Source organism: Acinetobacter uliginosus (assembly GCF_044130295.1).
GTDB lineage: Bacteria > Pseudomonadota > Gammaproteobacteria > Pseudomonadales > Moraxellaceae > Acinetobacter.
The window spans coordinates 1-11,742 of the sequence record NZ_JBIQOC010000107.1 but is presented as its reverse complement, the minus strand read 5'-3'; the positions used below and the strand labels follow the sequence as shown (position 1 = coordinate 11,742).

The following is an 11,742-nucleotide window of genomic DNA, read 5'->3' as shown; positions in this document are numbered from 1 at the left end:
GAATATCATGGCTGCTGTAGTGGCTTATTGTTTGAACCCCAATAAGCCAACTTTCCAAAATATGCTAAAAGGTTAAGTGGATTTCATCGAACTCAGGTTATTTATTATGAATAACATAAATGAAAAGATAGGGGTTGTTATGTTCAAACGCACTGCTTTATTGGGTTTAAGTATGTTTATATTTTCTCCTGCGCTGTACGCAGGGGACAATGATTTGAGTCGGCAATACTCAAATTGTATGGATCGCTCAGGTGGCGTTACTGTAAATATGCTGGATTGTATTGCGGCCGAAACAGATCGCCAGGATACACGGTTAAATAATGCCTATAAGCAGACGATGGCCTCGCTGAATGCAACTCGTAAAAAACAGCTTCAAGAGGTTCAGCGTCTCTGGATTCGCTATCGTGATGCTAATTGCGATTTTTATGCTGACCCGAATGGCGGGACGATTGCAACTGTAAATAGTAATAGTTGTTACATGGAAGCGACGGTGGAACGTGCGACTGAACTAGAAAATTTAAGAGAAGAGTATTAATTTTTAAAAATCCTCTCCCTAGCCCTCATCCTTTCTTGCGCATCGTTTTAAAAGCAGTGCTTTAAAACTCGCTCAGGAGAGGGGATTCCCGAGACTAAATTAATACCGTCATATGATTTGTAATGAAGTCTCCCTCTCCCTATGGGATGAGAAGCACTGCTTCGCAAGGGAGTGAGGGCATTAGTCACGCATAAAGAAGGACATTGAAAGTTGAATACATCCTAAGTCTTAGAATTTGGGGGGGGATATTGTTGCTTGTTGAGATTGTTAAAGTGTATAAAATAACCTATTAAGAATATTGAATTTAATTGGGGGTAAGATGGTTTTGGAGTTGTTTTCTAAAAGAAATAAGACAAAAAAAGACCATGATGTATATGAATATGATGTATTGCCACATCCATTCCGTGTTCAAGTAACCTATCTCTTTAATGATTTATTTGGAAAACGTGGGGATAAATTACGTTCAATTGTGAATGAAGATGATATTTATAAAATTTTGGTAGAAATGTTAGCAAGAGATTTTGGAGTTTTCAATCTCACACAAGACTATAAGCATGAGTATCACGGATATAACTTAGAATTTATTAATGGCTTTTTATCAGAAAAAAATACTAGTAAAGCTTTGGATTATATTGAACTAGCTTTTAGAATTTCAAACAATATTGCTACGATGGACGACTATAAATATGCAGTTGAGTCATCGGGTTTTGATAAAAGAACTGAAACGGCTATTAAAGAATTAAATTATCGTTTTGATGAGCATAGCTTAGGGTATCAGTTTGTCGAAGGGCAAATTATTCGAAGAGATAATACTTTTACTCATTCCGAAATTATTAAACCGTCTTTAGAAATTTTATCTAGAAAAAGGTTTAAAGGAGCAAACTCTGAGTTTCATAAGGCACATGAACACTATCGAAATGGTAAATATCATGAAGCTTTAAATGAATGCTTAAAAGCTTTTGAAAGCACTATGCGTATTATTTGTGATAAGCAAGGATGGGGTATTAAAAGTAATGCGACGGCTAGCAGTTTAATAAAAACCTGTTTTGATAACCAACTAATTCCAAGCTTTTGGGAAAGTAAGTTTACTTCTTTAAAAACTCTATTAGAAAGTGGAGTCCCCACTGCGAGAAATAAATTGAGTGGGCATGGCGCGGGCAGTGAAGAAAAAGAAATACCACGGTATATTGTCGAATATGCTTTAAATATGACTGCATCAACAATACTTTTTTTAGTAGAAGCAGAAGAAAATTTATAAATAAAAAACCCGCTCTAAAGCGGGTTTTCTTTTAGAAAAAAGATCAGATTAACCAATCAATTTCTTCATCAATTCATTCACTTGTGCAGGGTTGGCTTTGCCCTTAGACGCTTTCATCACCTGACCAACCAGACCGTTGAAAGCTTTCTCTTTACCAGATTTATACTCTTCAACCATCTTCTCGTTAGCAGCAAGTACTTCCTTAATAATCGCTTCAATTGCGCCTGTATCAGTTTCCTGTTTCAAGCCTTTTTCAGCAATGATTTCGTCCGCAGTTTTGCCCTCGTCCCACATAAAGCCGAACACCTGTTTCGCGATCTTACCGCTAATGGTGTTGTCTACAATACGCGCGATCATACCGCCAAGTTTTTCACTCGACACAGGAGAATCAGCCAAATCTAAGCCTGCTTTGTTCAAAGCCCCTGAGAATTCGCCCATCACCCAGTTTGCAGCAATCTTACCTTGTGCAGCACCGCCAGCAGCTTTCACCACATCTTCGTAAAACTCTGACATTTCACGAGTCAGTGTAAGAACGTGAGCATCATACTCAGTCACACCAAAGTCCGCCACGAAACGCGCACGACGTGCAGCAGGAAGCTCAGGCATAGTCGCTCGAATTGCTTCGATTTGCTCGTCTGCAATAATTACAGGCAACAAGTCTGGATCAGGGAAGTAGCGGTAATCGTTCGCTTCTTCTTTAGAGCGCATTGAACGCGTTTCCATCTTCACAGGATCGAACAAACGTGTTTCCTGATCAATTGTGCCGTCCCATTCCAGAATTTCCATTTGACGTTCAATTTCAACATTGATTGCCTGTTCAATGAAACGGAATGAGTTGAGGTTTTTCAGTTCACAACGTGTACCGAATGGTTGACCCGGACGACGTAAAGACACGTTACAGTCAGCACGGAACGAACCTTCTGCCATGTTACCGTCAGAAATGCCTAACCAGCGCACCAGCGTGTGAATCGCTTTAATGTAGGCAACCGCTTCTTCAACCGAACGCATATCGGGTTCAGATACGATTTCAAGCAGCGGCGTACCTGCACGGTTTAAGTCGATACCTGACATACCTTCAAACTGGTCATGAATCGATTTACCAGCATCTTCCTCAAGGTGTGCACGGGTTACGCCAATGCGTTTAGTGGTGCCATCTTCAAGTTGGATGTCGATATGACCCAAGCCCACAATCGGGTTGTCCATCTGGCTAATTTGGTAGCCTTTAGGAGAGTCAGGGTAGAAGTAGTTTTTACGTGCAAATACAGATGCTTTGTCAATATACGCGTCGATACCCAAACCAAAACGAATTGCAAGATCAACCACTTCTTTGTTGAGTACTGGTAATACGCCCGGCATCGCTAAATCAACCAGGCTGGCTTGTGTATTTGGGTCTTGACCAAAAACAGTTGAAGAACCTGAGAAAATTTTAGTATTGGTTGCCAGCTGAGTGTGAATCTCGATACCAATAACGACTTCCCAACCATCAATCAGGTTTGACTTTGGTTTCTTTTGAGCTTGAGCCATTATGCGTTCTCCTCAGCAATTGCAGCGCGTTTTGTATGCCAATCCGTTGCTTGTTGATACTGATGTACCACAGACAACAATTGAGATTCTGACCAGTAGTTACCAATCAGCTGTAAACCAACAGGTAGGTTATCTTTGTCAAAACCAACAGGCGCGTTAATCGCAGGCAGACCTGCCAGGTTCACCGCGATGGTGTAGATGTCACCCAAGTACATTTCCACAGGCGACAGGTTTGCACCAATTCGGTATGCAGTTGTAGGTGCAGAAGGGGCTGCAATCACATCAACCGATTCAAAGGCTTTCAGGAAATCTTGCTGAATTAAACGGCGGACTTTTTGTGCTTTCACATAGTACGCATCGTAGTAACCCGCAGAAAGCGCATAAGTACCGATGAGGATACGTTGCTGAACCTCTTTACCAAAACCTTCTGAACGAGAGCGTTTGTACAAGTCCATAATGTCTTTCGGATCTTCACAGCGGTAGCCATAACGCACACCATCAAAACGTGACAAGTTTGAAGATGCTTCAGCAGGGGCAATCAGGTAATAAGTTGGAACATAAGCTTCTGTCATGTTGAGGTCAATCTCAACCAACGTTGAGCCCATCTCTTCCAATTTTTTCAGTGATTCTTCAACACGTGCTTTTACGTCTGCATCCAAGCCGTGAACATTGAAGTACTGTTTAGGAATACCAATGCGTAAACCTTTCACCGATGTGCCGTTCAGATTGGCAACATGGTCATCAACGTCTTTGTTTACAGAAGTAGAATCTTTGGCATCATGACCTGCCATCACGTTCATAAGGTAGGCACAGTCTTCAGCTGAACGTGCTATTGGGCCGCCCTGATCCAGAGATGATGCATAGGCAATCATACCGAAACGTGATACACGGCCATAAGTTGGTTTCAGACCGGTCAGACCACAGAAAGAAGCCGGTTGACGGATCGAACCACCAGTATCGGTACCGGTTGAAAATGGTGCAAGGTCAGCCGCTACAGCCGCAGCAGAACCACCTGAAGAACCACCCGGAACGTGATCCAGTGCCCACGGGTTTTTGGTCGCGCCAAAATAAGAAGACTCGGAAGTTGAACCCATGGCGAATTCGTCCATGTTCACTTTACCAAGAGTGACTAAGCCCGCAGCTTTACCTTTCGCTACAACGGTCGCGTCGTAAGGAGAGATAAAATTGTCCAGCATTTTAGAACCGGCAGTGGTTTTGATGCCTTGGGTACAGAAAATATCTTTATGCGCGATTGGCACACCGGTTAAAGCGGTTGCATGACCCGCTTTAATTGCAGCATCAGCAGCATCGGCTTGGGTCAATGCCTGCTCGGCGGTTACAGTCACATAAGATTGTACTTGAGCATCGATTTTTTCAATGCGTTTTAAATAATGTTCAGTCAATTCGCGAGACGAAAATTTAGCCCCAGCTAAACCTTCGGAAAGTTCACGAATCGATAAGCGATGTAAATCTGTCATGAGAAATATTTCTTTACGTTTAATTTAATAAAATGATTTAACTGAATAAAGATTATTCAATCACACGTGGAACAAGGTACAAGCCATCTTGGGTTGCCGGTGCAACAGCTTGATATTCTTCACGATGATTTTCTTCAGAAACCACGTCTTCACGTAAGGGCTGTGGATGGTCAAATGGACTTTTAAGCGGCTCGACATTTTCAGTGTCAATGCCTTTTAAGGTTTCCATCATGCCTAAAATTTTATTTAGACTTTGAGCATATTCAGCAGATTGCGTATCATTTAGCGACAATCGGGCCAGATGTGCGATTGCTGAAACTGTTTTTGCATTTAAATCTGCAGAATGCTGTGCATCCGATGTAGACATAATATTACCTAATCAGTATTAAAAAAATTCAAAATATCGTGCGTTATAATAAGCGATTGACTTGTCCAAATCATCACATTTAGTTAAAGTTGCCACCTTGCGTCCACATAAAGTTTAATCGAGAACGTCTCCGTGATTCTAAAAAGACTAATTGGCTTGTTTTCGCCCGATCTAGCCATTGATTTAGGTACAGCAAATACACTTATTTATGCACCAGGACGAGGCATTATATTAAATGAACCGACGGTTGTGGCCATCCGTCACAGCGGTTCACAGAAAATCGTTGCCGCGGTTGGTCTTGATGCTAAACAAATGCTCGGTCGTACACCTGCAAATATTTCTGCAATCCGCCCGATGAAAGACGGGGTGATTGCCGATTTCGAAGTGACCGAAACCATGTTGAACCAGTTTATTGGTAAAGTACATGAAAAGCGTCTTTTCCCACCTGCACCGCGTGTTGTAGTGTGTGTACCGTGCAAATCAACGCTGGTTGAGCGCCGTGCCATTCGTGAAGCGGTATTCAATGCTGGCGCACGTGATGTCCGCTTAATTGAAGAGCCAATGGCTGCTGCAATTGGTGCCGGTATGCCGGTTGAACAGGCCTGTGGTTCGATGGTGGTCGATGTGGGCGGTGGTACCACTGAAATCGCAATTATTTCATTGCAGGGCTGTGTTTACGCAGATTCACTCCGTATTGGTGGTGATGTCTTTGATGAACAGATCATTAACTATGTACGTAAAGCGCATGGCTGTGTGATTGGTGAAACCACTGCCGAAGTGATTAAAAAAGAAGTGGGTATGGCACTTCCGGATGAAGGCGCGAAGCCGCTGGAAATTGAAGTGCGTGGCCGTAACCTAGCTGAAGGTGTTCCTCGTGCCATCACGGTGACTTCAGACGAAATTACCCAAGCGATTTCAGACCCATTACAAAATATTGTCTCTGCGGTTAAATCTGCACTTGAACAAACCCCGCCTGAACTGTCTTCTGATATTGCAGAACGTGGCATTGTGCTGACTGGTGGTGGCGCACTACTTCGTAACCTCGACAAACTTCTTGCGCAAGAAACCGGTTTGCCTGTGGTTGTGGCTGAAGATCCGTTGACTTGCGTGACTCGTGGTGGTGGTAAGGTACTGGAATTCTTCGATAATCCAAATCACGACATGTTATTTGTAGGTTAAGTTAGGGACCAGGCGGTGCAAACACAACTGTTTTCTCGACAACCGCCATCTTTTCGCTCATTTATCATTGCGGTGATTACATGTCTGGTGGTGCTGTTTTTTAACTGGCGCATGCCGCATGTGATTCAGCCCGCACGTGATGTCTTGTATGCGGCATATAATCCTATTTATGCCCTTGCAAGCTATCCAGTGTTATCGCGAGAATGGCTCAATCAACAAACCAAGTCTGAAGCCCAGTTACGTCGTGAAAATACCGCGATGCAAGCCGAGTTATTACAGGCTCAGGTTCGTCTGCAAAAATTATCTGAACTTTCTGCCGAAAATACCCGTTTAAGAGGTCTGCTGGATACGCCTTTGATTATTGATGGGCGCATGGAAATTGCAGAAGTCATCGGTACAGATGCCGATCCATTACGGCATATTATTGTGATTAACCGTGGTTCCAACAGTCAGCTCAAGGTCGGTCAAACCGTACTGGACGATAAAGGAATTATGGGGCAGATCATCAATGTCAATTCGCATAGTAGCCGTATTATGTTGCTGTCCGATAAAGAACATTCTCTCTCTGTGCGTTTGGAACATACCGGGATGCGTGCCATTGTATCGGGTACAGGTGATTTAGGTCATTTGAAGATGGAATATGTTCCGACCAGTGCCAATGTCAAGGTGGGTGAAAAAGTGTATAGCTCAGGTCTGGGTGCACATTTCCCTGCAGGCTATCTGGTTGGCACGGTGTCTAAAGTTAACCGGCATAATTCGGGTGAATTTGCCCAGATTGAAGTCATTCCAGCCGCACAATTGGCCGGTGGACATCATGTCGTTGTCCTTTTTTCTGATTCATTAGCGATGGAGCAGCCACATGCCACTCGCTAAATTAAGGGCTGAAAGCAATCGGGATCCTTTAATTGCGATTATTGTTTCAGTCATTGTCTGTTCGGTGCTGATGGTTTACCCACTGTCTTATGCCGTGTCAGGTGCACGTCCCTTATTCATGTTGCTGCTCATGCTATTTTGGGTGATGTGCCAACCTACATGGTGCGGAATCTGGTTTGCCTTTGCCACCGGCATGTTTACCGACTTGCTGGTGGATGCCCCTTTAGGTATGAATGCACTAAGTTTTGTGTTGATTACCTTTATTGTCCGGTTTTTAACCCGTGAACGACGTATCATGACCTTTGGCAATCTCTGGGTGATTAGCTTTCTGGCAGTAATGGCACATTTATTTGTGATCTGGATTGCCCAAACGATGGGTGGCTTGCAATTTTCCATTACCCGACACTGGCAGCCTTTATTGAGCAGTGTGCTGGTTTTCCCTGTCATGTATTTTATGCTTAAAAAATGGCGCGTTTAATTCTGGCTTCGAGTTCTCCACGCCGTCGGGAACTGCTGCAACAGTTAGGTTTAGAATTCGAGATTTATGGTCCGGATATCGATGAATCTATTCTTGACGGAGAAGATGTTGCCGCCTATGTCGAGCGTTTAGCCTGTAGCAAGGCTCAAGCTGTATTGGAGCAATTTCCGGATGCCATCGTCATAGCCGCTGACACCAGTTTAGGTGTGGATAATCAGATTTTAGGTAAACCTGAATCAAAACAACATGCTTTTGAAATGTGGCAGCGCATTTCCGGGCGCAAGCATGATGTCTTTTCAGGTGTTTGTGTGCGTACAAGAACAGAAAAATCAAGTATAGTGGTACGAACACAGGTTGAGTTTCAAAAGTTAAGTCTCAATGATATGGAAGATTATTGGGCAACAGGGGAACCCTTAGGAAAAGCGGGTGCTTATGCCATTCAAGGCATCGCAGCGCGTTATATTCCCCGTATCGAAGGCAGTTATAGCAATGTCGTGGGCTTGCCTTTACATGAAACCGTACAGTTATTACAGGCAGTTAAGGCACTAAATTAACTGACCTCAAAAAAGAATTTTTATAATGTTTTGAGTTTTATTATGTCTGACGAGTTGTTGATTAACGTCACACCTATGGAATGTCGTGTGGCCTTAATCCAGAACGGCACGGTCAATGAATTATTTGTTGAGCGTACGGTTAAGCGTGGATTGGTGGGTAATATTTATAAAGGTAAAGTGGTGCGTGTACTTCCGGGTATGCAGGCTGCTTTTGTCGATATTGGTCTTTCTCGAACCGCTTTTCTGCATATCAACGATATGGTCTGGCCCCGCAATCAACCAACCCCTAATGTTTTTGAACTGCTGCAACCCGGTCAAATTCTCACGGTGCAAGTGATGAAGGATATGCTGGGGACCAAAGGGGCGCGTCTTTCTACCGATCTTTCCATTCCTTCACGTTATCTGGTATTGATGCCTTATGGTCATCATATCGGTGTATCACAACGCATTGAATCAGAAGAAGAACGAGACCGGCTGCGTTCGATGATCGAACGCATTCAAAGCGAGCATAAATTACCCGGCAGCGTCATTGTCCGTACTGCGGCAGAGGGGATTCCTGAAGCTGAAATTGCACAGGATATGGCGTATTTGGCCAAGCTTTGGGAATTTATTCAACGCAAGCAAAAAAGCATTGCCGTCCCTTCACTGATTTTTGAAGAACTGCCGCTGCCACAGCGGGTCATTCGTGATTTGGCCAATGAAGATACTTCTAAAATCTCTGTCGATTCACGCGAAATACATGCCAAGTTGCAAGAATTTGTGCAAGAGTTTGTGCCGAGCATGCAAGACCGGCTGGTTCACTATCCGGGTGAACGTCCCATTTTTGACTTGTACAATGTTGAAGAAGATATTCAGAAGGCCCTGCAAACACGCGTAGCATTGAAGTCGGGTGGCTATCTGATGATCGACCAGACTGAAGCTATGACTACCATTGATGTCAATACCGGTTCCTACGTCGGTGGCCGGACTTTAGAAGACACCGTATTTAAAACCAATATGGAAGCGACTCAAGTCATTGCCCGTCAGCTGCGCTTACGTAATTTGGGTGGCATTATCATTATTGACTTCATTGATATGCAGGAAGCCCAGCATCGTGAAGAAGTCATGAGCCAGTTTGAGCGTATGCTGGAACGTGATCATGCCAAAACCAAAATTACCCAGGTTTCAGAACTGGGCCTGGTGGAAATGACCCGAAAGCGTACTCGTGAATCTTTAGAACACTTATTATGTGAATCGTGTCCAACCTGTCAGGGACGGGGTTATGTGAAAACGGCAGAGACAGTGTGTTACGAGATTTTTCGGGAAATTTTAAGATATGCACGTGCTTTTGAATGTAAAAGTGGTTTTACTGTGGTGGCACACCCATCGGTGATTGACCGATTGTTAACAGCGGAAGCACCTGCAGTGGCCGATTTAGAGCACTTTATAGGGCGTATCATCAAATTTCAGGTGGAAAATCTGTATACGCAAGAGCAATACGATATCATTCTGAGCTGAAATTGTAACAGAATATCGTTAAACACTTGTTACATCTGAAATTTTACTTTTTAGGCTGAATTTTGAATACTAGTCATACACAAGTAGCCAAAGCCAAAATCTCCCAGTTTTGGTTTAGCAAACAAGAGGTATGACATGAGTATAAGCCAAGTAGCAGTTCAACAAAATACGAAAGTTACAGATAATAAAATGAGCCAAAACGGTTATATCGTCAATGAGCAGGGTAAAGAAGTTCAAATTACAGCGGCCATGATTCATTCAGTTTGTCATCAACTATTAAATCAATGTCGTGCAATTAAGAATTAATTTCGTGCAATAGAAAATAAAGGGACCTCTAAAAGGTCCCTTATTTTATTTATTATTCACTCTTTGGAAGCTGCGGTTAACTCACCGCTTTTAACTTTTTTGGTGGAATATCTTGACCTACAATTTCTTCAAAGCGCTGAATTTCATCTTCCAGGTGCGTGAGCAAGTTTTGCATTTTCGGTAAGGCATTACGACAACCGGTTAACCCCACTTCCAGTTTATCCAAATAGCTGGTCATGGTAATATTCAGTGCCTGTCCATCCAGTACAATTGAAGCTGGATAGAGTGCATCCAGTTTTGCACCATTCCAGTATAGCGGTTCGCGTGGCCCTGGCACGTTAGAAATCACAATATTGAACGCTTGGCGTTTTGGCATCATTCCCGAGACAATATTTAAACCAGCTGCACCGTAAACTAATGCGCTATAGTTTAAAATTTGATTTGAATTCATGCGTTTGAACCGCTGCTTGGCATTTAACACACTACGGCGAATAATTTGCAGGCGTTCTAAAGGTGTATCTTTATGCGTACCCAGATTAGCCAAAATCATGGTAATACGATTTGAAACCTCAGAATCATCATCACGAATTGAAGCCGGAACCATAGCAATCAGCGGTTTTTTCGGCAATGCGTGATGACTGATCAAATACTCACGCAGTGCGCCAGAACAGATGGCCAAGACTACATCATTGATGGTGACACCCAGTGCTTTTGCAATTTTGCTTAAGCGGCCCAATTCAAAGGATTGTGCGGCAAAACGGCGTGATGAACTGACTCGTTGATTTAAAATGCTACTGGGTGCCTGGAAACTGGAAACATAGTCAGGATTGCGCCCCATATCTTTGCAGATGGTTTGCGATAGTTCATACATGACTTTAGGGGTCGCTTCAAATTGTGATTTTACAGCCCCCATGACTTTCTTTATACGACTTGCTTTCGGTTCTTTTAATCGTTTAGCACGAGGACCTTCGACACACCAGAGTGGCACAATACTCTTGGCTTCTGGATCATAGGATAGTGATTTTTCTACTAAACGCATACCGGCAATACCATCAACCATAGCATGGTGAATTTTAAAGTACATGGCAAAGCGGTTGCCTTCAATGCCTTCAATAATGTTGCAGGTCCAGAGTGGTTTGGCACGATCAAGCAGTGCGCTATGTTCTTGTGAAATATAAGTCAGTAATTCACGGATTCGACCCGGGTGCGGTAGTGCAATGTGGCGGAAATGATGGTCTAGATCAAATTCTTGGTCTTCATCCCAAAATAGGCCATTGAGTTTATTATTAAAAGGCGCAACAGGAAGACATTTGGATTTACGAATATCAGCAACGAGGTCTTGAATAAATGTATCAGGTGCATTGTCAGGAATTTGAAACAGGAACAGCCCACCGACGTGCATCGGTTGCTGACGCTTTTCAAGCGACAGAAAAATAAAATCAATTGGGTGTAATGGACGCATAGCGTTGAATGCCTCACTGCAATTTTGTGCCTGTTCTTATATGAACAGGCTTGTTAGAATTATATAAAAGAGTGTTTTTAGTATATCTTTTTTCAAAAAGAAATGAACTGCTTTATGTGTAATGATAAGCTTTGTACACGACAAAAAAAGATAACTCATTGAAATAATGGCATAATACTTGTTTTCTGACGACGAATATGATGACACATTTCAATGAGTTACATCTCATCT

General features: G+C 43.0%; 12 protein-coding genes. 8 read left to right on the top strand and 4 right to left on the bottom strand.

Annotated elements, in window-relative coordinates; translation table 11 throughout:
• Nucleotides 1–139: 139 nt before the first annotated feature.
• Both ACE01T_RS15920 and ACE01T_RS15915 read left to right on the top strand, forming a co-directional pair.
• Nucleotides 140–535 (top strand): lysozyme inhibitor LprI family protein, encoded by a 396-nt coding sequence (locus ACE01T_RS15920; RefSeq protein ID WP_395519658.1) that lies wholly within the window; start codon nt 140–142, stop codon nt 533–535.
• A gap of 319 nt (nt 536–854) precedes the next feature.
• A complete protein-coding gene (locus ACE01T_RS15915; protein ID WP_395519657.1) occupies nt 855–1,793 on the top strand; it encodes an abortive infection family protein in 939 nt (312 codons plus the stop codon).
• A gap of 48 nt (nt 1,794–1,841) precedes the next feature.
• On the opposite strand, the gene gatB is transcribed toward ACE01T_RS15915, so the two are convergent.
• From gatB to gatC, 3 genes are read right to left on the bottom strand one after another with little or no spacing between them, the layout of a single operon-like run.
• The gene (gene gatB, locus ACE01T_RS15910; RefSeq protein WP_395519656.1) at nt 1,842–3,317 is read right to left on the bottom strand and encodes an Asp-tRNA(Asn)/Glu-tRNA(Gln) amidotransferase subunit GatB; all 1,476 of its coding nucleotides are present in this window, start codon (nt 3,315–3,317) and stop codon (nt 1,842–1,844) included.
• On the bottom strand, nt 3,317–4,795 hold the full coding sequence (gatA, locus tag ACE01T_RS15905) for an Asp-tRNA(Asn)/Glu-tRNA(Gln) amidotransferase subunit GatA (protein WP_395519655.1): 1,479 nt from the start codon (nt 4,793–4,795) through the stop codon (nt 3,317–3,319). Before gatA ends, gatB begins: the two co-directional genes overlap by 1 nt.
• Nucleotides 4,796–4,847: 52 nt before the next feature.
• Nucleotides 4,848–5,162, bottom strand: a complete 315-nt coding sequence (gene gatC, locus ACE01T_RS15900) for an Asp-tRNA(Asn)/Glu-tRNA(Gln) amidotransferase subunit GatC (protein ID WP_086174772.1) — start codon at nt 5,160–5,162, stop codon at nt 4,848–4,850.
• 132 nt (nt 5,163–5,294) lie between these two features.
• On the opposite strand from gatC, the gene ACE01T_RS15895 reads away from it, so the two are divergent.
• The 6 genes from ACE01T_RS15895 (at nt 5,295) to ACE01T_RS15870 (ending at nt 10,049) form a co-directional block, all read left to right on the top strand.
• Nucleotides 5,295–6,341 (top strand): rod shape-determining protein, encoded by a 1,047-nt coding sequence (locus ACE01T_RS15895; protein ID WP_086196910.1) that lies wholly within the window; start codon nt 5,295–5,297, stop codon nt 6,339–6,341.
• A 15-nt stretch (nt 6,342–6,356) separates the two neighbouring features.
• Nucleotides 6,357–7,214: a rod shape-determining protein MreC gene (gene mreC / locus ACE01T_RS15890; protein ID WP_086196909.1), complete on the top strand. Its 858-nt coding sequence runs from the start codon at nt 6,357–6,359 to the stop codon at nt 7,212–7,214.
• On the top strand, nt 7,201–7,692 hold the full coding sequence (gene mreD, locus ACE01T_RS15885) for a rod shape-determining protein MreD (protein ID WP_086196908.1): 492 nt from the start codon (nt 7,201–7,203) through the stop codon (nt 7,690–7,692). The genes mreC and mreD overlap by 14 nt, the downstream gene beginning before the upstream one ends.
• Complete coding sequence (locus ACE01T_RS15880; protein ID WP_180081935.1) at nt 7,680–8,246, top strand: Maf-like protein; 567 nt, start codon at nt 7,680–7,682, stop codon at nt 8,244–8,246. The genes mreD and ACE01T_RS15880 overlap by 13 nt, the downstream gene beginning before the upstream one ends.
• Before the next feature lie 42 nt (nt 8,247–8,288).
• The gene (rng, locus tag ACE01T_RS15875) at nt 8,289–9,743 is read left to right on the top strand and encodes a ribonuclease G (protein WP_180081933.1); all 1,455 of its coding nucleotides are present in this window, start codon (nt 8,289–8,291) and stop codon (nt 9,741–9,743) included.
• Nucleotides 9,744–9,878: 135 nt separating this feature from the next.
• Complete coding sequence (locus ACE01T_RS15870; RefSeq protein WP_086196905.1) at nt 9,879–10,049, top strand: PA1571 family protein; 171 nt, start codon at nt 9,879–9,881, stop codon at nt 10,047–10,049.
• Between the two features lie 76 nt (nt 10,050–10,125).
• On the opposite strand, the gene ACE01T_RS15865 is transcribed toward ACE01T_RS15870, so the two are convergent.
• A complete protein-coding gene (locus ACE01T_RS15865; RefSeq protein WP_086196904.1) occupies nt 10,126–11,511 on the bottom strand; it encodes a WS/DGAT/MGAT family O-acyltransferase in 1,386 nt (461 codons plus the stop codon).
• Nucleotides 11,512–11,742 lie beyond the last annotated feature (231 nt).